Source organism: Streptomyces sp. NBC_00045, assembly GCF_045041095.1.
GTDB lineage: Bacteria > Actinomycetota > Actinomycetes > Streptomycetales > Streptomycetaceae > Streptomyces.
Window position 1 is genome coordinate 7,695,306 of the sequence record NZ_CP108271.1, and the last position, 22,229, is coordinate 7,717,534.

Annotated in this window: 18 protein-coding genes and 1 pseudogene; 12 read left to right on the forward strand and 7 right to left on the reverse strand. The window is 72.0% G+C overall.

The window, feature by feature from the left end; translation table 11 throughout:
* Positions 1-49: 49 nt before the first annotated feature.
* Positions 50-274 carry a translation initiation factor IF-1 gene (infA, locus tag OHA65_RS35565; protein WP_327280238.1) on the forward strand — a complete coding sequence of 75 codons (225 nt, stop codon included), beginning with the start codon at positions 50-52 and terminating at the stop codon, positions 272-274.
* A 145-nt stretch (positions 275-419) separates the two neighbouring features.
* On the opposite strand, the gene OHA65_RS35570 is transcribed toward infA, so the two are convergent.
* Complete coding sequence (locus OHA65_RS35570; protein WP_327280239.1) at positions 420-1,145, reverse strand: helix-turn-helix domain-containing protein; 726 nt, start codon at positions 1,143-1,145, stop codon at positions 420-422.
* Between the two features lie 293 nt (positions 1,146-1,438).
* Between OHA65_RS35570 and OHA65_RS35575 the strand changes: the two genes are divergently transcribed.
* Positions 1,439-2,668, forward strand: a complete 1,230-nt coding sequence (locus tag OHA65_RS35575; RefSeq protein ID WP_329315743.1) for a serine hydrolase domain-containing protein — start codon at positions 1,439-1,441, stop codon at positions 2,666-2,668.
* Here OHA65_RS35575 and OHA65_RS35580 read toward each other — a convergent pair.
* From OHA65_RS35580 to OHA65_RS35590, 3 genes and pseudogenes are all read right to left on the reverse strand, one after another.
* A complete protein-coding gene (locus OHA65_RS35580) occupies positions 2,622-3,242 on the reverse strand; it encodes a hypothetical protein (RefSeq protein WP_405763500.1) in 621 nt (206 codons plus the stop codon). The genes OHA65_RS35575 and OHA65_RS35580 overlap by 47 nt on opposite strands.
* 380 nt (positions 3,243-3,622) lie before the next feature.
* Positions 3,623-3,754, reverse strand: a pseudogene (locus OHA65_RS35585) (anti-sigma B factor antagonist); the annotation flags it as partial.
* Positions 3,755-3,954: 200 nt separating this feature from the next.
* A complete protein-coding gene (locus tag OHA65_RS35590; protein WP_405758559.1) occupies positions 3,955-4,707 on the reverse strand; it encodes a tRNA-dependent cyclodipeptide synthase in 753 nt (250 codons plus the stop codon).
* A gap of 837 nt (positions 4,708-5,544) precedes the next feature.
* Here OHA65_RS35590 and OHA65_RS35595 point away from each other — a divergent pair.
* A complete protein-coding gene (locus OHA65_RS35595) occupies positions 5,545-6,864 on the forward strand; it encodes a hypothetical protein (protein WP_405763285.1) in 1,320 nt (439 codons plus the stop codon).
* Positions 6,865-6,957: 93 nt separating this feature from the next.
* Here the strand turns inward: OHA65_RS35595 and OHA65_RS35600 are convergent, their stop codons facing one another.
* Positions 6,958-9,105 carry a transglycosylase domain-containing protein gene (locus OHA65_RS35600; protein WP_327280243.1) on the reverse strand — a complete coding sequence of 716 codons (2,148 nt, stop codon included), beginning with the start codon at positions 9,103-9,105 and terminating at the stop codon, positions 6,958-6,960.
* A 257-nt stretch (positions 9,106-9,362) separates the two neighbouring features.
* Between OHA65_RS35600 and OHA65_RS35605 the strand changes: the two genes are divergently transcribed.
* From OHA65_RS35605 to OHA65_RS35620, 4 genes are all read left to right on the forward strand, one after another.
* A complete protein-coding gene (locus OHA65_RS35605) occupies positions 9,363-10,502 on the forward strand; it encodes an amidase domain-containing protein (RefSeq protein WP_327280244.1) in 1,140 nt (379 codons plus the stop codon).
* Positions 10,503-10,628: 126 nt separating this feature from the next.
* Positions 10,629-11,693, forward strand: coding sequence for an FUSC family protein (locus OHA65_RS35610; RefSeq protein WP_327280245.1), 1,065 nt, complete (start codon positions 10,629-10,631; stop codon positions 11,691-11,693).
* A gap of 114 nt (positions 11,694-11,807) precedes the next feature.
* The gene (locus OHA65_RS35615) at positions 11,808-13,034 is read left to right on the forward strand and encodes a cytochrome P450 (protein ID WP_328764712.1); all 1,227 of its coding nucleotides are present in this window, start codon (positions 11,808-11,810) and stop codon (positions 13,032-13,034) included.
* Positions 13,035-13,195: 161 nt separating this feature from the next.
* Positions 13,196-13,786: a hypothetical protein gene (locus OHA65_RS35620; protein ID WP_327280247.1), complete on the forward strand. Its 591-nt coding sequence runs from the start codon at positions 13,196-13,198 to the stop codon at positions 13,784-13,786.
* Between the two features lie 9 nt (positions 13,787-13,795).
* Here the strand turns inward: OHA65_RS35620 and OHA65_RS35625 are convergent, their stop codons facing one another.
* Positions 13,796-14,626, reverse strand: coding sequence for an alcohol dehydrogenase catalytic domain-containing protein (locus OHA65_RS35625; RefSeq protein WP_405758568.1), 831 nt, complete (start codon positions 14,624-14,626; stop codon positions 13,796-13,798).
* A 353-nt stretch (positions 14,627-14,979) separates the two neighbouring features.
* On the opposite strand from OHA65_RS35625, the gene OHA65_RS35630 reads away from it, so the two are divergent.
* Positions 14,980-17,088 (forward strand): PIG-L family deacetylase, encoded by a 2,109-nt coding sequence (locus tag OHA65_RS35630; protein WP_405763288.1) that lies wholly within the window; start codon positions 14,980-14,982, stop codon positions 17,086-17,088.
* Between the two features lie 319 nt (positions 17,089-17,407).
* Complete coding sequence (locus OHA65_RS35635) at positions 17,408-17,842, forward strand: hypothetical protein (RefSeq protein WP_327280250.1); 435 nt, start codon at positions 17,408-17,410, stop codon at positions 17,840-17,842.
* A 33-nt stretch (positions 17,843-17,875) separates the two neighbouring features.
* Here the strand turns inward: OHA65_RS35635 and OHA65_RS35640 are convergent, their stop codons facing one another.
* Positions 17,876-19,369 (reverse strand): hypothetical protein, encoded by a 1,494-nt coding sequence (locus tag OHA65_RS35640; protein WP_327280251.1) that lies wholly within the window; start codon positions 19,367-19,369, stop codon positions 17,876-17,878.
* Between the two features lie 245 nt (positions 19,370-19,614).
* Here OHA65_RS35640 and OHA65_RS35645 point away from each other — a divergent pair, with 245 nt between their 5' ends.
* From OHA65_RS35645 to OHA65_RS35655, 3 genes are all read left to right on the forward strand, one after another.
* On the forward strand, positions 19,615-21,168 hold the full coding sequence (locus OHA65_RS35645; RefSeq protein WP_329315749.1) for a DUF6056 family protein: 1,554 nt from the start codon (positions 19,615-19,617) through the stop codon (positions 21,166-21,168).
* Between the two features lie 96 nt (positions 21,169-21,264).
* Complete coding sequence (locus OHA65_RS35650; protein WP_327280253.1) at positions 21,265-21,828, forward strand: hypothetical protein; 564 nt, start codon at positions 21,265-21,267, stop codon at positions 21,826-21,828.
* Positions 21,829-21,907: 79 nt separating this feature from the next.
* A complete protein-coding gene (locus tag OHA65_RS35655; protein WP_327280254.1) occupies positions 21,908-22,189 on the forward strand; it encodes a hypothetical protein in 282 nt (93 codons plus the stop codon).
* Positions 22,190-22,229: the final 40 nt, after the last annotated feature.

Sequence of the window (22,229 nt, forward strand, 5' to 3'; positions counted from 1 at the left end):
ACCGACGCCGGACCCACTCAGAATCGTGAGACGAGAGAGAAGAGAGACATTGCCAAGAACAGCCAAGGGCCTGGAAGTCGAAGGCACCGTCGTCGAATGTCTGCGCAACGCGACCTTCAAGGTCCAGCTCCAGAACGGGCACCACGCGCTCGCGCACATCAGCGGGAAGATCCGGAAGAACTACATCAGGATCCTCCCGTACGACCGGGTGCTCGTGGAACTGAGCCCGTATGACCTGACTCGCGGCCGGATCATGTACCGGTATCGGACCTGAGCGGGGAAGCGTGCGCCCGTGGCCGCCGGGCGCACGCTTCGGCTCGATTGCGCGGCCAGGTCGGCGTCGGCGTGACCGCACCCCGCCCAGGGCCTGGCGCAGGGCCGGGGAGCAAGCCGCACCGCGCTCCGGGGCGTCGGTGACCTCAAGTCCCTCCTTCCGGCCGTTCGGACATGCGCCGCCACTGCTCCAAGCCCTGCCGGAGGGACTCGCTCACCACGAGGAGGAACGCGCCGGAAGACTCGAAGCGGGCACCGGCCGGAGTCGTCACCCCGAGGATCTCCGCTCCGCGCTGTGACGCGGCCATCAGGGCGTCGTTCGTCCGCACTGCTGTGAGGGTGGACCGGAACCAGATCTCGTCGTCCACGACATAGCGTTCGCGGCGCCCGCCGACAGCTCGTTCCCGCCTGATCATTCCCTGCTCTTCGAGGAAGGTGACGGCGTGCGAGACGGACGCCGGGCTGACGCGAAGCTGCTGGGCCAGTTCGGCGGCGGTGAGCGTCCCGGAGTCCGTGACGTACAGGCGCACCAGCACTCTGGCCGCCATCCGGGGCAGTCCCTGCTGACCGAGGAGAGCCGTGAGGAACTCGGTGAAGTCCTGGACCGCCCGGGGATCGCGCCCGTGGCCGCTGTCGGAAACCGGCGGCGCGGCGGCGGGTTGGGCCTGCTTGGGCCGACGGGCGCGCTCGCGCGTGGCCTCCTGCGCCCGGTCCGCCCGGTAGCCGTCCGGCCCGCCGTTCCTGGTGACTTCCCGCATGACGGTCGAGGCGGGGCGCCCCAGTCGCTGGCCGATCTCCGTGTACCCGAGCCCCTCGGCCAGCCCTGCGGCGATCTGTTGGCGGTCCTCGTTGGTGAGCCTGCCTCCGGGCATCGGCGCTCGTCTCCCCTCGGTCGCGGGGAGACGGGCCCGGTTTGCCCGAACACCCTGGGCACAGTGTGCGTTCAGCCGAAGGTCATTGCAATCCCGTGCCTCAGCTCATTGCATTCAACGTCATGGCCATTGCAACGACAGGGCCCTATTGGCCTGGATTCATGGGTGGTTGCTGCCTCATTGGTGTTGAGGAAACAGTAAACGCAATGTACCGTCGCATGCGTTCAGTGATTCCCGAACATCAGTGGATGACGGGGCGCGTAGATCGAACACCGTACGCAAGGAGACTCGTGATGGGGCGGAACGACAGCGGCTTCTCCGAAGCCGGGCTGCGCAGGCTGCGCGACGTGCTGGCACGGCATGTCGAGTCCGGGAAAATACCCGGGCTCGTCGCGCTGGTCAGCCGGGGCGACGACGCGCACGTCGAGGCGATCGGGACGATGCGACACGAGGGCGGCCCGCCGATGCGCCGGGACACGATCTTCCGCATGGCGTCCACGTCCAAACCGGTCGCGATGGCGGCCGCGATGGTCCTGCTCGACGAGTGCAGGCTGCGACTGGACGACCTGGTGGATCCGTGGCTGCCCGAACTCGCCGACCGGCAGGTGCTCAAGCGGATCGACGGCCCTCTGGACGACACGGTGCCGGCGCGGCGACCGATCACCGTGCGGGACGTACTGACCTCTACGTTCGGTCTCGGTATGGATCTGACGGTGCTGGGCACCCCGATCATGGGCGCGATCTTCGAGCAGGGGCTCACGCCCAATCTCCCGGAGCCGATGCCCGAGCCGGACGAGTGGATGCGCCGCCTGGGCACCCTTCCGCTGATGTACCAGCCCGGTGAGCGCTGGCAGTACCACATCAGCAGCGACCTGCTCGGCGTGCTCGTGGCGAGGGTCTCGGGCCAGTCGTACGAGGCCTTCCTGCGTGACCGCATCTTCGATCCGCTGGGCATGAAGGACACCGGTTTCCACGTGCCGGCCGACGAGATCGACCGCCTCCCTCCCCTCTACGCCCCTGACCCGCGGACCGGGGAGTTCCTCGTGTGGGACGAGGCCGAGGGAGGGCGCCACAGCCGGCCGCCGGCGTTCCAGGGCGGCGGTGGCGGACTGACCTCCACCGCCGACGACTACCACGCCTACTTCCGTATGCTGCTGCGCGGCGGGATGCACGGCACCGAACGGATCCTGTCCCGCGCCGCAGTCGAGTTGATGACCACCAACCGCCTCACGCCCACGCAACTGGCCGACCGGGAAGCCCTCGCCCGCGACAACGTCCACATATCCTTCGGCCAAGGCCAGCACGGCGGCTGGGGCTTCGGGATGGCGGTGCGCACGTACCGCGGGGACTACGCGCCCATGGGCCAGTTCGGCTGGGACGGCGGCAGCGGCACCTCGACCTACGCCGACCCGGAGAACCGGCTCAGCGGCATCCTGCTCACCCAGGTGGGGACGTCCGTACCGGATCCGGTACGGCTCATGCAGGACTTCTGGACCACGCTCTACCAGGCGATCGAGGACTGACCTCGATGCTGCCAGGACGCGGCGGCAGAGCGGTGAGTACCGAGAGCAGTCCCTCCCAGGCCTCGACGCGGCCCGCGTCCACCGCGTCGCGGTAGGTGCTTCGAGCCTCGGCCGCCCGACCGGCAGCGGCCAGGAGCGCACCGAGCGCCGTCAGCGCGGCCGTGTCTCCGGACTCGACGCCCCGCCGGTACGCGCGTTCGGCGCCTTCGGTGTCGCCGCGGTCCTCGCGCACCCGGCCCAGCGCCGTCCAAGCGTCCACCGCGCCGAGCTGAGCAGCGCGGTGCACGGCCCGGCGGGATCCGGCACGGCCCCCGGCCCGTTCGCGGATCCTCGACAGGGCGGCCCAGGCCAGCGGTGAGCCGTGCTCGGCGGCCCTTTCGTACGCGGCTCCGGCGGCGGCCGGACCCGCCCCGTCCGCCCGCGCCGCGGCCAGCGCCGCCCGGGCGCGGGCGTCCAGGGCCGCGACCTCCTCGGCCGCCTCAGCTCCGTCGGTGAGTTCGGGCAGCACTGCCCGGGCCGCGCGGGCCCGCCCCGCACCGAGCTCCACCGCACGCTCGTACAGGGGGAGTGCCACGCCGTAGCGGCGGCGGTCCGCGGCGGCGGCAGCCAGCGCATGGGGGTCGTCCCCGGTCCGCGCCCACGGGCTGCCTCCCAGAACCCCGCGGGCGGCACCCGGTGTGCTGGGACCCGACGGACGTGCTGTTCGAGGTAGCCGTCGGGCCGGTAGCCGTCCGGGGCGCCGACACCGGGCCCGTGCCGTTCGGCTGCCAGCGGCGCCGGACCGGGGCCAGGCACCGAGATCAGCGAGTCCAGCGCCGTCGTGAACCAGTCGGGCCGGGCCGTGGCCCGTGCCGCGGAGTCCATGAACGCGGCCGCCGCCTCGTTGAGGAGCCGGGCCGGAACCGCGCTGGAGTGGCCCGGTCGCCACGCCGCCAGGGCCGCCGTCAGCACGGCGTGATGGCCGAGTTCGACGACGTCGTACAGTGCGCGCCTCAGAACGGGTGCCGTGTAGACGTCGATCTCGCCGCCCACATCCACCACGGCGGTGCCGTCGTCCACGGGCTCGAAGCTGACCGACAGATCCACCGCTTCACTAGACGACTCCCCGGCCCCCGTGCACTACGTCGGATCCGCACGAGCAGCCGGGTGGTTGCGGAAGGGACGGGAGGTGCCGCGTGAGGCGGTTCGGCAGTCGCACGGCGTCTCGCCGGCGGGGGAGCCGGTCCGTTGCCGCCCGGGGCGTCACCCCGGGCGGCAACGTTGCGCACGCGTGCGGCGGGGGCCTGCTACCGGCCTTGGACGCGGAGGGCGACGAGCGTCAAGTCGCGCAGTTCGTCGGGGGCTTGGGGATGGAGGCCGGCGGCTATTTCGGCGAGGGTGACGAACTGCCCGGGGTACACCATGACGGGCAGGTCGCGGCGCGTGACGCAGCAGAAGACGGCGAACTCTTCGAGGAAGTAGGCGCTGGACGTATCGATGCGCTGCTGGAGTTCCGCGGCGTTGACCTCGGGGGAGTGCTTGGCGTGGTAGGCCCGCCCGAAGGCTTCCACGGAGGCGCGGAAGACGTCGTCCTTGGTGAACAGGGTGCGCAGTGCGTAGTGGAACTCCGCGTACTCCTCGGTCGCTTGGACCTCGCTGCAGGTGACGAACGTGAAGTCGGTCAGCGCGCGGTAGGCGTCCAGTGCCGGCTGTTGGGCGTGCATGAACTGCCGGCCCAGATCGAGGGCGTGGTCGAGGGCCTGGTCGGGGTCCATGCCGCGGGTCGAAGCCAGGGTGAGGCGGTGGATGCTGTCGCCGATCAGCACGGTGCAGTGGCTGAAGCGGCGGGAGACCCACTTGAGCATGCTGTCGAACTTGCCGGGGGTGAAGCTGCTGTTGTCCAGGCTGACACCGAGGAAGCACGCCTCGTGGTCTTCGAAGGAGTTCCGACGGGCCGTGGGGGAGACCGAGTGGACCGCGGTCCTGTACTGAGTCCGGCGTCTGCCCTCCGGGCGCGCGGAGGAGGGAGTGGGGGCAGGGGGAACGGTCTGGTTGTCCACAATGGTCTTTCGTCTGAAGGGGGCGCCCGGTACGGGCAGTTGCCCTGTCTGATGGCGCCCGTCGAAGAAACGTTCCTTCAAACTCCGGGTCATACGGGAAGACAGTGACGACTCCGAGTCGCGGTCGGCCGTGCCGCAGGCGGCCCCGTCGCTCGCCGGGCGGCCGGCCGGCAGGTTGCCGCCCGGGGCCGCCGTCAGCGGGTGCGGTGGGCCCTGTGTGGGTGATCACGTCGGGCGGTCGTGCCGGGCGGTCGCCCGCAAGAGGGCCGGCCGCTCCATGATCGACTCCTCCGGGACCCGGCGGCGCTGGCCGGGTGACGACAACCGGGTTCGAGGAGCCGGTGCCCGCGCCGGGGGCGTTCGTCCCGGGTGCCAGGCCTCCGGCGTCCCGGGTGCCCGGGCTCCGGCCCCGTCCGTCGGGCTACAGTTCGGTCGCCGTCCCCGTCCCCGTCCGCGTCGAGCCGTCCAGCCGATTGCGCTCGGTGACGGTGTCGTCTCCCGGGGACGCTCGATGGGCGGGTCCAACTGTTATCCGCCATTCCTTGCCGGCCTGTCTCATTCGGTGCCGACTTCCATGCCGCAGGGCCGAAGTCGCAGGTCGTCCGCCACGCCGTGGAAACGCCCAGGTCAGCCGCATGTGTAGCAGTTCGACATACGTAGGGCCCGGCAGATGTGTGCGCCGGCCATGCCGGCACCGGGCGGTTTCGGAGGGCTGTGAGTTGCCTGTGAAGCGAGGTGCTTCAGGGGGTCGGGGTGTGGGATGAGTGCCGACAAGTTCTATATTCGTATGAACCATCCACGCGCGGCCGAGCTGCGGTGATCAGGGGGGCGGCGCCGATGGCCGATACCGAGATCGTTCCGGATGCCAGGGCGGAGTCCCGGAGCACCCGCAGCGCGCGCAGGAAGTCGCGCAACCGCCGCCGCATGGGCATGGGCGTGGCAGCGGTCGCCGTGGGCGGGGCAGCCGTGGGCGCTTACGCCTTCACTCTGGGCGGCTCCTCCGATGCCGCCCAGGGTGACGCGAAGCTGGCGGCCTCGGGCGCCGCCGGCGCGGCTTCCGCCGCGAAGGGTCCGGAGGAGGCCTGGGACGGCAAGGTCAAGGTGCTGGGGGACGGCTCCACCTCGTACACCGGGCCGCAGCCGAGACAGCTGAAGCCCGAGAAGCTCAAGCCCGGCGAGAAGCCGCCGCAGTTCGTGGTGTTCTCCTGGGACGGCGCGCTGGAGGGGGACGACCACCTCTTCTCGCACTTCCGTCAGGTGGCCAAGGAGAACAAGGCCCACATGACCTTCTTCCTCACGGGCATCTACCTGCTGCCCGACAGCAAGAAGATGCTCTACCAGCCGCCGCAGCACCCCCAGGGTTCGGCCGCCATCTCGTACCCGACCGTCCCGCACGTGAAGTCCACCCTGGACCAGCTGCGCGGCGCCTGGACCGACGGCAACGAGATCGGTTCGCACTTCAACGGGCACTTCTGCGGGCCCAAGGGCGGCGGGGACTGGAGCCCCGTCGAGTGGAAGAGCGAGATCGACCAGACGTACTCGTTCATCAAGAACTGGAAGACCAACACCGGCTTCACCAAGGAAGCACCCCTGCCCTTCGACCCGGACCGGGAAGTGGTCGGCGGACGCGCGCCCTGCCTGGAGGGTCAGAAGAGCCTCCTGACCGCGATCAAGCCGTACGGCTGGCGCTACGACGCGAGCTCCTCGGGCGAGTTCCAGCTGTGGCCGTCCAAGGCGGACGGCATATGGAACTTCCCCCTCCAGCTGGTGCCGCTCCAGGGCAAGGAGGTGCAGGTCCTCTCCATGGACTTCAACTTCCTCTTCAACCAGTCGGGCGACAGCACCCAGGGCGACCCGGCGAAGTTCGCGGCCTGGCAGGCGCAGGTCCGCTCCTCGTACATGAACGGCTTCAACCGTGTCTACAACGGCAGCCGGGCGCCCATGTTCGTCGGCAACCACTTCGAGGACTGGAACGGCGGCATCTACATGAAGGCCGTCGAGGACGTCATCAAGGACGTCTGCCCGCGCGAAGGGGTCCGCTGCGTGTCGTTCAAGGAACTGTCCGACTGGCTCGACGTCCAGGACCCGAAGGTCCTGGCCCAGCTGCGCACCCTCGACCCGGCGCAGGCGCCGGACTGGACCGATCTGATCAAGTAGCCGGCCGGGGCCCGGCCGGCCCGGCGGCCCGAGGGCCGGACCGGTCGGACCGCCCGACGACCCCGACGACCCCGGCCGTCCGGGCTCTCCGGCCTACTTCACGGCCTTGATGTAGTCGGACCACAGGCGTACCGCGCGATCGCTGCCCGGCGTGCCCGGGGCGTCGCCCCCCAGCCCGGTCAGCGGCAGCGGAACCAGGTCGGTCAGCGACATCCGGTAGACCACCACGGCCGTGGACTCCTGCTCGGTGCTGCCGACGAACCAGCCCGCAGTGTTCGCGGCGGTATTTCCGGTTTTGCCTGCCGCGCCGGGGTGCGCCTTGCCCACTGCCTTCGCCGACCCCGCGGTCACGGCGTCCTGCAGGGCGTCGGTCACCGCGCGGGCGGTCTTGGCCGTGACGGCCCGGGTCGGCTTCGGCGCGTCGAGCGGTATCGCGCCGCCGTTGCGGGTGACCGAGCGCACCGAGTAGGGGTCGGTGTGCATGCCGTCGGCGGCGAAGGTCTGGTAGGCGCCGGCCATCCGGATCGCGCTGGGTGTCGAGTTCTCCCCGAGCGCGAATCCCGGAACCCGCGGCCCGAGGCTGGATTCGAGCAGCCCCGTGCGCTGGGCGAACGACTCCACCCGGTCGAGGCCGACATCGAGGCCGAGCTGGAGCATCGGGGTGTTGACGGAGTTGGCCACGGCCTGGCGCAAGGTCACCTGCCCCCAGTTGCGTCCTCCGTCGTTGCGCCCCTTGACCACCTTGCCGCTGCGGTCCCAGTACGGGCCCTCGGGCGTCTGAACGGTCACCTGGTCGTTGCCGTCGTAAGGGGAGGAGGGGGAGACGGGCGTACGGGCCTTGCCGCGCGTGCGCGTCACCCCGTCGTCGAGCGCGGCGGCGTAGACGATCGGCGTGAACGCCGTGCCGACCGGGATCGTCGTCGCGTTCGACTGGTTGAAGCCCTGCTTCAGGTAGTCGGGGCCCCCGTAGACGGCGAGCAGCCGACCGTCCGGGGCGATGCTCGCCGCGCCGATCTTCGCGTGCTTGTCGGTGTCCGGACGCCGCTCGGCGTCGAAGTCCTTCTGCGCCCCCTGGACAGCGGCGGTCAGGGCGGTCATGCGGGCCCGGTCGAAGGTCGTGTAGATCTGGTAGCCGCCGAGGTCGAAATCGGACTCCTTGAGGTGGCTGGCCTTGATCGTGTACGCCTTGGCCATCTCGACCAGGTAGCCGGTCTCCGCCCCGGGGATGCCGACGAGGGACGCGCTGGAAGGCTCGGGGAACTTCGTGTAGGTGGCGCGCTCGGCGCGCGAGAGCTGGCCGGTCTCGACCATGCGGTCCAGGATCCAGCTCCAGCGGTCGACGGCCCGCTCGTGGTTCTCCTTGCTGAGGGTGGGGTCGAACAACCCGGCGCCCTTGAGGAGGGAGGCGAGGAAAGCGCCCTCGCTGGCGTTGAGCTGCGAGACGTCCTTGCCGTAGTACGCCTGGGAGGCGCGCTGGATGCCGTACGTGCCGCGCCCGAACCAGCTGGTGTTGAGGTAGTCCTCCAGGATCTGCTGCTTGCTCTTCTGGTTGTCCAGCTTGACGGCCAGCAGGAGCTCGGTGAACTTCCGGGACAGGGTGCGGTCCTGGCTGAGGTAGGCGTTCTTCACGTACTGCTGCGTGATGGTGGACCCGCCCTGGGTCTCGCCGCCCGTCACCGCGGCGCGCACGGCGCGCAGGACGCCGGAGGGCGAAACTCCGGGATCCGAGTAGAAGCTCGCGTTCTCGGCCGCGAGCACCGCTCCCTGGACCTTGGGGGGCACCTTGTCCAGCGGCATCTCCTGGCGGCTGACCCAGCCCGTCCGGGCCATCGTGGAGCCGTCGGCCCAGTAGTAGACATTGTCCTGTTGTTTGGCGAAAGAGTTGAGATCGTCGGGTATGTCCGTCGTCGCGTACGCGATCGTGACGAAGCCCAACACGCCCAGGAACGCGTACAGGCAGGCGCCCAGCCATTGGCGCGGCGAGGGAATCCACCGGCGCCAGCCGCTGCGCCCCGGCCTCGGGTATTCGGGGCGCATGCGGGGCAGCTGCTTGCGCGCCACGGCGAGGCCCTTGCGCAGGGCCGGTTCGAGGGCGGGCGCGAGCGCGCCGAGCTGCCCGGCCGATATTCGGGGTCCGCGGCGCGGCGTGGGCTTCGCCCGGCGGCCCGACGGAGCCTTGCCGGCGCCCAGCGAAGCCGCCAGCCGGCTCCGCGATCGCCGTCCAGCGTCCTTGTCCTGCATGCCCACTCCGGAATGCCCCCTTGCTGTGCTTCCCGCATACCCTAGATGCATTTGCTGTGAGGCCGGTGTGAGGGTGGCTGTATTCTGCGGCGGAATCGGCAGCGCTTCTCGATGATCAAGCGGAGGCGGGCGGCCGGGTGTGCGGCGGCGACTCCCGGGGGCGGCCGGGACAAAGCGGAACGCAGCGAAGCAGTCGCGTAGTTGTGCGAAGATTCCGTCCCCCGGTTCGTGCGGACCGGGTGACAAGGGGTAACAGAGTGATACCTAAGAGGTTCAGGCCCGCCGCCATTGCGGCCCTGACCGTGGTCGTGGCGTCCGGAAGCATGCTCGCGTACTCCGCGACCGCGGTTCCCGGCCCCCGCGAGGCCGATCGGGCCACCGCCGACGCCTTCGGCCGCATGGCCAGCGATGTGCTCTCCCAGCGCACGCAGGCACTGGTCGAGGATCACGCCGGGCACCGCAATTCAGGTCAGACGTCCACGAAGACGCGTTTGTCGGCCAAGCTGAAGAAGGACGAGGACGCCGCGGTGGCGTCGCTGCGGTCCCGCAAGACGCGGCTGGCCGAGCTCGGCGAGGCCTACACGGCCGCCGACACCCGCGTGGTCGTGGACAAGGCCACGGTCACCGGCGGCAAGGCGGTCGTCCAGGTCACCGAGCAGACGACGCTCACGTACAAGAAGGTCCGGGGGGACGAGCCGGCGACCACGGACATCGGGACGAAGTACCAGCTGACGCTCACCAGCAAGCCGGGGGGTGCCTGGGAGCTGAACTCGATCACCTCCCAGGACAACGGTCCCGTCGCGGTCAACGAGCCCGTGGCCGCTTCGGTGAACGTCGTCAAGGACGACGGCAACCAGTACCCGGACGGCACGCCCGCGTCCACCAAGTACCCCGCCCCGGCGAAGCCCAAGGCGAAGACCGGGGGCGCGTACGACTACGCGGCCATGGCGAAGTACGCGGAGAAGTACTGGAGCAGCTACAACCCGGCGTACCGCAAGTTCAGCGGAGCCGGCGGCGACTGCACCAACTTCATCAGCCAGGCGCTGAAGGCGGGCGGCTGGAAGCCGGTTCCGGGCTCCTCGACGGACTACCGGAACTGGTGGTACGACGGCACCCGCCAGAGCGACTCCTGGGTCGGCGCGAACGAGTGGGCGTGGTTCACGCTGTCCAACCAGCGGGCCGCCAACCTCGCCAACGTCTACCAGGCGGACGTCGGCGACATCGTGCAGGTGGACTTCAACAAGGACGGGTCCAAGGACCACTCCATGATGGTGACGTACCGCAGCAGCGCAGGAATGCCGTACCTCACCTACCACTCCACCAACACGTACCGGAAGTCGCTCGCGAGCATCATCGCGTCCTACCCGAACGCGACGTACTTCGCGTACCGCACCTGACGGTGCCCTTCGGCCCCTCCTGCCGCGAGATCCTCGTGGCAGGAGGGGCCGTTCCCGTTCCGGCTGCTACCGGCTGAGGCGGGTCCACCGGCGGTGATGATCCCCCAAGGGCATACGATATCCGTCATGTCCGGTATGGTCGCCGCCCCGTACGTACCTTCCCCCGGTCGGCGGCTGCGGTCCGCCGCACGCCTGGCCCTGTGCGCCGCGGTGTCCTGGTACCTGTGCCTGTGGTGGGGCACGAGCACGGCGCCGGTGCCCGCCGCGCTCCCGGCGGTGCTGATCCTGCGCGAGGACGTGTACGCCTGGCCGCGGCTCGGGTGGGAGCGCATCGCCGGGGTGGTGGTGGGCGTGGTGCTGAGCACGGTCCTCCTGCACTGGGTGCCGGACCCGTCGTGGTCGTTCCCGCTCGTGCTGCTGAGCGGCTGCGCCGGAATGTACCTCCTGGGGCGCCCCGGTGCGCCCAACCAGCAAGTGCTGATCACCGCGCTCATGGTGTACGCCACCGCGGTCCCCGGATATCCGCTGGCGCGCCTGGAGGAGAGCCTCGTCGGCATCGCCGTGGTCGTACTGCTCGGTCCGCTGCTGTGGCCTCCCGACCCGTACCGGTCGGCCGCGGCGGGGCTGGACGCCTACCGGAGCGGGGTACGGGAACTGCTCGCCGGGATCACCACCGCGCTGGAGCGGGGCCGGCCGGACGTCGAACCGGCCACGGCGCCGGAACGGGCGGGGCCGTGGCTGCGCCCGCAGGCCTCCCGGGACGCGTTCGACCGGGCGGCGGCCGGACGCCGCCTGCTGCGCCGCCGGGCCGGCCTGCCGTCGGAGGGGCTTCGAGGACGCCTGGTGCTCGCGACCCGGACCGCGCTGACCCTGCAGTACTTCACGCAGGAGTTGTACGAACGCGGCCGCGGCGGCAGCCCCGGCGCGCCCGCGGAACCCGGTGCGCAGGGCGCCCCCGACCCGGCCCTGTGCGACCTCGCACCATTGGTCCGGGCAACGGCCGACGCCCTGGACGCCGCGCTGCTCGGCACGGACTTCGCACGGCACCTGGACCGCGCCCGCACCCTCGACCTCGCCCAGCGCGCGGCCCACCCGGGCCGGCACGACGCGGTGCTCCGGGCCGGCCTCCACCTCACCCACGAGGCCCTCGCCGACCACCTGCGGGGCCACGGCGTCCCGGACCGCGGGTGAATCCGGCCGTCCCCCGGCGAACGTCCCGATGCGCCCTTTCGATCGGTCCGGGGGTCGGGCAGGATGCCCGGTGCACCGGGATCCTCCGGGCACCGACCACGAGACGGGGGCCGTGTGTCAGCAGGGCAGGAGCAAGCGCTGCGGGACGCGTTCTACCGCGATCCCTACCCCCGCTACGCCCGGGCCCGCCGGGCCGACGGGCTGACCTGGATACCGGAGGCCGACGCCTGGTTGGTCGCGCGCGAGGCCGACGTACGGGAAGTCCTGCGGCGCGCCGAGGACTTCTCCTCCGCGAACGCGCTGCTGCCGGACGTCCCGCTGTCGGAGGCCGCGCTCGGCGTCCTCCCGCGCGGGTTCGGGCCGCGGCCGACCGTGGTCTCCTCGGACGGCACCGCCCACAGCCGCTACCGGGCCCCGTTGAACCGGGGCCTGTCCTCCGGCCGGATCGCGGCGCTGATGCCGTACGCGCGCGAACGGGCGCGAGGTCTGGTGGACGCCTTCGCGCAGGACGGCTCGGCCGAGTTGGTGGAGGCGTACGCCCGGCGGCTGCCCGGCCTGGTCATCGGGCGGCTCATCGGACTGGATCCCGCCGATGTCCCCGCGGCGGTGTGCGGCGGCTACCGGGCCGAGGAGCTGTTCTTCCGCCCGCTGTCACCACCCGAGCAGGCGGCCGCCGCCGAGGACGTCGTGGCGCTCCAGCACCTACTGGACGGCTACGTCCGCGACCGCCGGGCCCACCCCCGCGAGGACCTGTGCTCCGATCTCGTGGCCGCCTTGGCACCCGGCGAAGGCGAGTTGACCCTCGAACAGCGTCACGAGCTGGTGGCCAACCTGCAGAACCTGCTGATCGCCGGCTTCCTGACGACGAGCGCGCTGATCTCCACCGCCCTGATGCACCTGCTCGCCGACCGGGAGCAGTGGCTCCTGCTGTGCTCCGATCCGACGGTGATCGGCGCCGCCGTGGAGGAATGCGCGCGCTTCGACACGGCCATCCAGGGCTTCCGCCGGGTCACGACGCGGCCCGTGACGCTGGGCGGGACGAAGCTGCCGGCCGGGGCCGCCGTGCTCGTGTCCTACGCCTCCGCCAACCGCGACGAGCGTCGCCATGCGCGGGCCGACCGCTTCGACATCCGCCGTCCCGAAGACCGGCGCCACCTCGCCTTCGGCCAGGGGCCGCACAACTGCCCGGGCTCCCGCCTGGCACGCGCCCAGCTCCACCTGACGCTGGAGCTGTTCTCGCACACCCTGCCCGGTCTGCGGCTGGACCCGCGCCTCCCGCCGCCGTCCATGCGCCCCACCCTCATCCACCGTTCCCCCGAGGCCCTGCACGTGACCTGGTGAGCGCGCCGCAGACGCGGTCGCGGGGTCGTCCCCGGCGGCGCCCGTTCGCCCCGGCGGCCCCTGTAGTCAACCCGGTTCACGATCCACCCCGAACGCCTGACAGGGGTTCACCGCCGTGCGAACTTGTACGTGCAACGACCGCCGAGGGGGAAGGGGGACGCATGCCCGAGTACGCAGGTTCCGACGAGGAAGCGGAGAAGGACCTCATCGCGTACTGCGAGAAGATCGGTTTCGACCCGGAATGGGTGGACCCGGACAAGTGGGCCTCGTCCATCAGGATCGCCCAGCAAAAGGAGTACGGCTTCGTACAGGCCCGCAAAACGATTTTCAGCGACCAGGAGGACCTGGTCAAAGAGGGCGCCCGCGACGCCCGCAAAGCGAAGCTGGACTCGGACGCGGTGGATCTGCTCACCCAGATCAACTACGACCGCGACCTGAAGGACTCGTTGGTCGTCACCATCCTCAAGCAGTGCGCCGCCGCCTACGTGGGCGGGGAGCGCGTCAACCTCGGCCTCGGCGGCGCCCCCATGGACCGCGGCGCCTACACCGATCTCCGCGACGAGTGGACGGCCGCCGGGGACCTCGCCGACGGCGGCGTGTTCAGCGACTTCGTCAGCCACGCACCCCAGAACAAGGCCGCGCTCGGCAAGGGCCAAGTCGGGGACACCCTCGCCAAGCGCAAGGTCCAGGGCAACCTCCTCGTACGTGTCGCCGGCGTCCGCTTCAACATGCACATCGACATCGCGAACTGACCGCTCCGATCACCCGGCACCCCGTGGCCCCGCCCGTACTCGGGCGGGGCCGCGGAGGTGTAGTGGGGTCCGCGGTTCTGGTCGGGCCGTTCGCTGGTGATGACGTGAGGTGACGAGGTCGGCGAAGCGGGACACGTGCTCGGGCGCGGCCTGGTAGAAGAAGTCGCGGCGTCGATCCCGTCGGGATGCGCCGCGGCGACTGCGGGCGGTGTCGGTGGTTCGGTGGTCGATGGTCTCGGCCGCACCCGGGTCGCGGGCGTAGGCGTGGTCCTCGCTGACGGCGGTGGCGATGCCGTGGACGCCCGCGGCGGCCGCGAGCTGGATGGCGTACGAGCCGACTCCGCCGGTCGCACCGACGATGAGGACTTCGCCCGCCCCGAGGCCCAGCCAGTCCAGCGTGGCGAACGCGGTGCCGCCGGTCATCGGCAGGGCCGCCGCGGCCACGGGGTCCAGTCCGGCGGGCTGGGGAGCCGGGGCGGTGTGCGGGGGCATGTACTCGGCGAACGATCCGTGCCGGAAGGTGTGCGGCCGGGCCGTGCCGAAGACCTCGTCACCGGCGGAGAAGGCGCCGACGACCTCGCCCACGGCGGTGACCCGGCCGACGACGTCGATGCCGAGGGTGAGGGGGAAGGCGTGCGGCGCACCGGAGCCGGCGAGCCGCCCGGCAGCGCAGCGATCGGAACGCGACGGCCCGGTCACGCGCGCTCCCGATCCCTCGGACGCGCGCCGCGCCCTGGTCACCCTCACCCGGCAGGCCAAGGCCGTCCGGGCCCCGTCCAGCAGCTGCGCGCGGACATCGAAGCGGAAACGCTCGCCGGGTTCGACCGCATGACGGCCCATCTCGACACGGTGCTGAAGAGCCGGGGCCCGGCTCCGTCGGCCACGTAGGGCTGTCTGGAATGTCACACCGGCGCAGCCCCGCAGGGGGCGCCGCCGCCGCGCCGACGCGCTCCGGGCTGGTGCGGAGCGGTCTGGCGCACCTGGAGTGAACGGCCGAGTAAGCCACAAAATGGACAAATGGAACATATCGGCTATTCAACTCGGTTCCTACCATATGCCTCTTGATGGTGTGTCAGCCGCAAACGTGCGGGGCATAATCGGGCCCGGTCGTCTCCGGGAGCAATGGGGCCATCGGGATACCGACCGAATCCCAGGCGGGCTTCCGCACCAGACCGATCCTCAAGGCGTTGTAGATGTCCCTGGCCAGCCGCACTCGCCTCGCGGCCCTGATCGCTGCGGTGTCCGTCGCCGCCGCCGGGGTGACGGGCTGGGCCTACGGTCACGGGACCGAGCGGCAGTCGGCCGTGCCCGAGGTCGCCGTCAGGGCGAGCGTGACCGAGGGCTCGGCCCTCCAGGTCGTCGCGCACCCCGATGACGACCTGTTCTTCATGAACCCCGACCTGAGCCGCTCCATATCCACCGGCATCAAGGTCACCACGGTCTACCTGACCTCCGGCGAGTCCGACGGCAGGAACGAGGCCCACAGTCCGCACTTGGACGACGCCGCGGGTCCCGCCGACCGCGCCGCCTACGCCGAAGCGCGACAGAACGGCATCCGCGGCGCCTACGCCCAGATGGCCACCGGCGACCGCACCAGCGCCTGGCAGCGGAGGTCCGTACCCACCGTCGGCGGCGGCAGTGCCGAAGTGGACGTCCTCGTCGCCAGGCCCGAGGTCAACCTGGTGTGGATGGAGCTTCGCGAGGCGCGGAGCATATCCGGGGACAATCCGGACAGCCTGCGCGGCCTGTGGGACGGCAGGATCCCCGCCCTGGGCTCCCAGCTGACCTCGGGAACGCCGGTCGAGCAGGAGTTCTCGTACACCAAGGAACAGGCGACGGCCGCCATCGCGGACGTGTTCGCGATGTACGAGCCGACCGTGATACGCACGCAGGACCCGACCCCGGGCAGGACGGCCGCAGGCACCTTCCTCGACCACCAGGACCACATGTACGGCGCCCGCTTCGTCCAGGCGGCCGCCGCGCTCTACGCCCGGACCACGGACCGGCCGCACTTCTCGGTCCAGAACTACGTGAGCTACCCGAACAGCTCGCTGCCCCCGACGCTGGACCCGCAGACCGCCGAGGAGAAGCTCGGCTACCTCAAGACGTACGCCTGGATGGACCACCAGGACTGGTGCGGCAGCCCCGCGGGCTGCGGCGACCGCAAGACCGCCACCAGGCCCACCGGCGCCGGCTGGAACCAAACCATCCGCTACAGCCGGGGTGACGGCACCACCTGGATGGCCGAGGGCGTCTCCGGGCGGCTGTGGGCCTTCGCCGCGCTGGACGGCCGGATGGCGTACTGGACCCGCAGCGGCCCGAAGGCCCCCTGGCAGGGCCCCCGCTTCCTGTCCGGCGCCGGCATGGACACCGGTGCGACGGCGACCCGGCTCCCCGACGGCAGGATCGCGGTGTTCGCCACCCGCACCACCCTCGGCGCCACCCCCGAGGACTACGGCCGGGAGATCGTGTACGCCGTCCAGACCAAGGCCGACGGCGCATTCGGCCCCTGGCAGTCCCTGGGTACCCCGGACACCACCGACAGGGCGGGCACCTCGGCGATCAGCGGTACGTCCGTCGCCGTGGATCCGGCCGGCCGGATGACGGTGTACGTGCGCGATTCCGCGCGCACGCTGCGCGCCCGGGCCCAGACGGCCCCGGGCGGCGCGTTCGGCCCATGGCAGGACCTGGGCGGCGCCGGTCTCCTGGGCGACCCGGTCACCGCGACCGACGGGTCGGGACGGCGCCACGTGTACGCGGCGACCGCCGGCTCCGTGCTGGCCTGGGTCCAGCCGACCCCGGGTGCCCCGTTCGGCGGTCCCTTCGCCACCGGGCTGCCGCAGACGACGGGCGTGCTCTCGGTGAGCACGGAGGGCGACGGGGTCCGCCTGTTCTTCCGCCGGCCCGGCTCCGGCTCCGTCGGTACGAGCCTGGCCACCGCGGACGGACCCGCGCCCCAGTTCTCCCGGGTCGCCGCGGCGGGCGGCCAGGGCGGCTACGGCGGGATCGGCGTCGCCGGGCACCTGCTCGCGGGCCGCGCGGACGCGGGCACGGTCAGCGTGACCGGCGCGGACGGCCCACAGGCCTGGCAGGAGTCCCGGATGCTGTACACGGGTGCGCCGGCGGGCGTGGCCGACCGCTCCGGTACGACCGTCGCGGCGGCCCTCGGCCTGGACGCCGATCTGCACGTCGTGACGACGGTTTCCGCGTCCGGGTCCGAGCCCTCCGACAGCCCGGCCCCCTCCCCGTGGCACCGGGCGGTCCCGCCCTCGACCCTCGCGCAGGCCGGGCACGCCGCTTAAGGCCCGTTCCCTCCGGGGCCGCCTGCCGCAGTGACCTGTGCCGCGGCCCCGCACGGCCGGCCACCGGCCCCGGAACCGCCGGGTGGCCGTACGGATCGGGCCGGGCGAGGATGGCGGGCAAGGCCGCCCCGCAGAGCGCCGGCGGGCGGATCACGCAGCCGGGCGCCGGTGGGCGGACCACCCCGCCGGCGCAACGGCGGCCGGACTCTGACACCCACGGGCGATCGGGGCTCCCATGACCCCTCATTCCACGTCTCTCGCGCCCCCGCCCTCCACGTCGCGCCGACGCGTGTGCGGGGGAGCGGGCACGATCCGCGCCGTGGCCGCCCTCGCGGCCCTCGCGGCCCTCGCCACCGGGTGCAGGAACGACACCGCGCCCGCCTGGGGGTACCCGGAACTCGGCGCGACCCTGAGCTCCCTGTCCCGCGACCTCGACGAGGGCTGTGCCGAGACGGTGCCCGCGAGCTGCGTGGCCGGCCTCGACCGGCTCGGCGTACTGGCCGAGCGGGCCTTCGCCGAGGCCCTCGACCGCGAGCTGCTGGACACCGGGTACGTGGAGGCGATCAACGCCGTCGATGCGGCGAAGCAGCTCCGAGTCGCCGCCGCGCGGGAGGCCCGGGCCCGGCGGGATCCGCACTACCTCCCGTTCCGGCATGCCGTGCTGGCGGAGAGGCTCGCGTACCGGCGCCTGCTCGCCGAGCTGGAGGGCCTGCGCACCGCTCCGCCACCGGGCGACGGGACGGATCCCGTCTGAGGCGCCGGCCCGGAACGATCCGGGAGACGGGCCCTAAGGCCGTGTCCGCAAGGGCGGAGTGGGGAGCGCCCCGCCGTCGAGTGCCACCAGGGCGAGGACGGTGATCGAACCCGTCCACGCCAGAGGCGCGACCGAGGAGTGCCTCCCCGCCCTGTCGACCTTCTCGGGCAGCTCCCCGAGCGAGTTCCGCTTCGAGAGGACCCAGTCCAGGACCTGCCCGGCCTTCGCGGTCTTCCCCGTACCGGCCCACGCGAGGGCGAAGAACGAGGTACTGGGCGTCCAGGCGTTCCCGCCCCAGGGCGCCGTCGGATCGTTGCCGGGCGTGAGACCCCCGTTGGGCAGGAGGAGGGCCTCGTACGTGGCGTCGAGGGCGCCGGGCAGGTCCGCCGGCGCCGCGTTGAAGGGCGGCGCCATGAAGGCCACGGCGCTGTCGCGGCCGTGCCGGCCGTCGATGGTGCGCTGGTATCCCAGGGGCGCGAACTTCCTGGATATCCCAGACGACAGCCGCCGGGCGGCAGCGGCCCAGCGTGCTGCGTCGTCCGGCCGCTCCACCTCCCGCGCGAGGTCCGCCGAGGCGTTGAGCCCGGCCAGCAGGGGTGCGGCCGTACCGATGTTCGCCGTGGTCGTCATCAGCTCCCAGTAGTCCGGCGAGGCCGGGGGCAGTCCGTCCGCCCCCAGGGAGGCCGCCGCGCGGTCGGCCGCCTTGCGGATCATCGGGTAGAGCGCGGCCAGCCGCGCGTGGCGGTCGCTGAGGGGCGCCGTCCGGTACCACTGCCAAGCGGACCAGGGGACCCAGCCGTTGGCGTCGAGCTGCCACCGCCTGCCGTCCGGCGGCCCGGAGCCGTCGAGTTTCGTGCGCGCCTCCCAGGTGCCGTCCCTGCGCTGGGTCGCGGCGCTGTAGCGCAGGATCCGGTACGCCTCGGCGTCGTGCCCGGTGTGCGCGAACGCGGCGGAGGCGAAGCTGGAGTCCCGCGGCCAGGAGTACATCCAGCCGGGGGTCCATCCGGCCGCCATGGCGCCGTTCGGTCGGAGCAGGGCCCGCATGGTGAGCAGGGCCCGCCCGGCCGCCGCGCGCTGGTCGGGCGAGCTGCCCGGGACGCGGCCCGCAGCCAGCCAGGCCCGGCTCTGCGCGATCTGCACCCGGGCCCTCGCATCGTCGAGGGCCACCACGGCCGACCCCGTCCTGTCCGCGGGGAGGTACTTCCACCGGCCGGACGGCAGCCGCAGGACGTTGCTCCGCTCGACGTAACGGGCGCCCTTGGCGAGGGACGGCGGGACGCCCTCGGTGAGGGTCGTGTTGGAGAGCAGACCGGCGCTGGGGGTGACGAGCATCGACAGGGGTGCGTAGCTGCCCTCGGCTTCGCCGTGGCTCTGGTGGCCGACGGGCCGGACGAACAGGACCGGCAACACCGGCCGTGCTTCGCGGGCGGGCCGGCCGACAGGGCCTCGTGCGACGCACGCGGGAAGGGCGACGCTCGCGAGGGACGCCGTGATCACCGCCCAGCGAACGAGCCGGACAGCAGGCATCACCACTCCTTCCGCCGGGCCGGCACGCGGCACGGACCTCCGGAATCCCCATCGTGGACGAGCCGTTCGGCCCCCGCCACGACAAGCCGCCGACCGGGTGACCGAAGACCGAAGACCGGGGGCGCGGTCACGGCGGCGGCGGACGGACTCTCGGATGCCGGTGCGCGACGAACCGTGCACATTGGTGTGACGGCCGTCGGTCCCGTCGAACGCCGCTGCGAAGGACTGCCGCGAAGGACTGGTGAATGAGCACTGCTTCGACCGAGCGCGAGGACCAGGAGCGCCGGACCCGTTCCCCCGGAACGGCGCGGCCGAGCGGCCGGCGCCCGTCCGCCCGCAGGCCGATGCCGGTCGTGGGCGTCGTCCTCGTGGCGGCGGCCGGGGCACTGGTCTCCGTCGGGTGCTTCCTCGGGCTCTACCTGCGGCCCACCTCTGACGACTGGTGCGCCGCCTGGAAGTCCCGCGACCTGGGAGTCCTCGGCATCACCGCCGACTTCTACCGGACCCAGAACGGCCGGATCACCAATGCCTTCCTGAGCGGCATCATCTACGGCGACGGACTCGCCGGAGTCAAGATCCTGCCGTCCGTCATCGCCGTCACCTTCACGGTGGGCCTGGTCCTGCTGGGGTGCCGTTTCGTCCGCTTCCTCGGCGCAAGACCTCCGGTGATGATCGTGGCCGCCTGCGCCCTCGCGGTCCAGGCACTGCTCTACTACGCCGGAACGCGCAGCTACCAGGTACTGCTGTGGGCTCCTGCGGCCATCTCGCACACCATTCCCAGCGTGATCGGAGTCTGGGCGCTCCTGTTGGCCTTCTGGACCGTCCGCCAACCCCGTGCGCCCGTGCGCGCCGCCGGTTTTGCCGCCGCGTTCCTCATCGGGTTCGGGCTCGGCACCCTGAGCGAGCCGTTCGCCCTCGTCAGCGGCCTGCTCGCGGCCGGCGCCGGTCTGCTGGCCCTGCCGCGCCTGAGACTGGCACGGACCTGGCACCCCTTCACCTGGTGCGCGCTCTGGTGCGGCGGACTCGTCTGCGGCCTGATCGTCCTCTACACCTCACCCGGCGCCCGGTGGCGCCGCGCCCAGCAGCCGCCCCGGGACTCCGTACTGTCCGCGGGCGAACTCAAGGGCGCCTACCAGGACTGGCTGCACATGTGGGACGCCGTCACGGGCCAGTGGGCCTACCTCGGCGCCGCCGCCGTCGGCGTGCTCCTCGGCCTGGCAGCGAACCGGCGCACGCGGTCGCCCGCAGCGGGGTGGCGTCCGGGCGTCCCACGGGCGGTGCAGACCGCCGTGCTGCTCCTGCCCGTGCCGGTGGTGGTGCTGGGATCGTTCGCCGTGGTGCTGGGCCTGCGCAGCGGATACGGGCCGACCGGCTGGACGTACGCCCGTACCTGGACGAACTACCTCGTCCCGATGGAACTGGCGCTGTGTGCGTACGGTGCGCTGCTGGGAGAGTGGGCCGGCCGCCGCCCGGACCGCCGCCCGGACCGCCGCCCGGCCGCCGCCCTGGCGGGGCCGGCCGCCGTCGTGGCCGCGGGGGGCCTGGCGCTGGCCGCGCTGGCCGTGCTCGTCCCGAACGTCCAGCAGCTCACCACGGCGACGGTCACCCGCGCGGCGGCCTGGGACGCCCAGAACTCCCGCATCCGGACCGAGGCCGCGCACGGCGCCACCGACGTCGGGTACCGGCCCCTGCACATCGGCAGCCTGGCCGAGCCGTTCTTCACCTCCGCCTACCCACGGGACTGGGTCGCCGCCTGCGTCTCGAAGTGGTACGACGTCGACCGGATCCACCGGCTCTGAGCGGCCGTCGTCCGGCGACCGCGTTGGGGAACCCGTTGGAGTGATCATCGGGGTGTCCCGGTGTCAGGGCGCAGCGCGGTCGCCAAGGATGCGGCCATGCCCCTTTCCTCCCGCTTCTCCCGCCGCGCCCTGCTCCCCTTCGCCGCCGCCGCCGCGCTGCTGACCACCGGCTCCGCCTCCTTGGCCGGCGCGGCGGAAGCCTGCGGCTCGATCATCACCGCGCCGCTCGCCCGCCCGGTCTCCGCCGACGACCCGTGCCCCAGTACCGACCCCGTCGTGTGCCGCATCCGCGTCCTGCCGATGGACGAGAAGGTCGAGGCCCAGCGGACCCGGATGCGCTACCACGGACTCCTGGAGGACATGCACCGCACGGAGGCCGACATGCGCGCGGCCGGGGCGACCGACGAGGAGATCGCCCGGGAGCTGGTCGACATGCGCAACCAGGCCAAGGAGATCACCCGGGCCGGCATGACCCCGGAGGAGGTCCGCATCCTGGAGGAGCGCAACATCGCCAAGTACGGCAACCCGCTCGGCCCCACCGCGGATCAGCTGTACGCCAAGTACGGTTCCTGGCCGCAGGTCACCGACGCCTCGATGCGCACCAGTTACGCCGTCGACCGGGAACTCAGCCTCGAATACCGCCCCTGCCCGGTCCAGTGACCGCCCCCGCGCGACGGCGCAGCCGACGCCGCCGGCGCAGCCGAGGCAGTCGAGCACACCTGCTCCGGCTGCCGCACCGGTGCTGACGCTGCGTCCGACCAGCGTCCGGGAGTACTGCGCGAACGGCGAGTGGCCGCACGCCCTGACCATCCGCAACAGCGGCGGAGGCACCCTGAGCTGGACGGTCGGCAAGCTGCCCGCCGGGGTCACCGTCAGCCAGGACGGCGGGTCCCTCGCCGCAGGTGCCTCGCAGGTGATCACGTTGGGCGGTCGGGCCGAACAGCTGCCCCCGAACGGCCGTTTCACGGTCGGCTTCTCCGGCAACGGCGGTAGCGGCCAAGTGGCCGTCGACTGCGCCTGATCAGGCCGAAGTTCCCGCCGTAGTCGCTGGAGGGGTGGCT

What these genes read in the sequence shown, in the direction of transcription:
- OHA65_RS35570 (WP_327280239.1), bottom strand. Translation starts at nt 1,145, where the DNA reads ATGCCCGGAGGCAGGCTCACCAACGAGGACCGCCAACAGATCGCCGCA.
- OHA65_RS35575 (WP_329315743.1), top strand. Translation starts at nt 1,439, where the DNA reads ATGGGGCGGAACGACAGCGGCTTCTCCGAAGCCGGGCTGCGCAGGCTG.
- OHA65_RS35595 (WP_405763285.1), top strand. Translation starts at nt 5,545, where the DNA reads ATGGCCGATACCGAGATCGTTCCGGATGCCAGGGCGGAGTCCCGGAGC.
- OHA65_RS35600 (WP_327280243.1), bottom strand. Translation starts at nt 9,105, where the DNA reads ATGCAGGACAAGGACGCTGGACGGCGATCGCGGAGCCGGCTGGCGGCT.
- OHA65_RS35610 (WP_327280245.1), top strand. Translation starts at nt 10,629, where the DNA reads ATGTCCGGTATGGTCGCCGCCCCGTACGTACCTTCCCCCGGTCGGCGG.
- OHA65_RS35620 (WP_327280247.1), top strand. Translation starts at nt 13,196, where the DNA reads ATGCCCGAGTACGCAGGTTCCGACGAGGAAGCGGAGAAGGACCTCATC.
- OHA65_RS35625 (WP_405758568.1), bottom strand. Translation starts at nt 14,626, where the DNA reads ATGGGCCGTCATGCGGTCGAACCCGGCGAGCGTTTCCGCTTCGATGTC.
- OHA65_RS35630 (WP_405763288.1), top strand. Translation starts at nt 14,980, where the DNA reads ATGTCCCTGGCCAGCCGCACTCGCCTCGCGGCCCTGATCGCTGCGGTG.
- OHA65_RS35640 (WP_327280251.1), bottom strand. Translation starts at nt 19,369, where the DNA reads ATGCCTGCTGTCCGGCTCGTTCGCTGGGCGGTGATCACGGCGTCCCTC.
- OHA65_RS35645 (WP_329315749.1), top strand. Translation starts at nt 19,615, where the DNA reads ATGAGCACTGCTTCGACCGAGCGCGAGGACCAGGAGCGCCGGACCCGT.
- OHA65_RS35650 (WP_327280253.1), top strand. Translation starts at nt 21,265, where the DNA reads ATGCCCCTTTCCTCCCGCTTCTCCCGCCGCGCCCTGCTCCCCTTCGCC.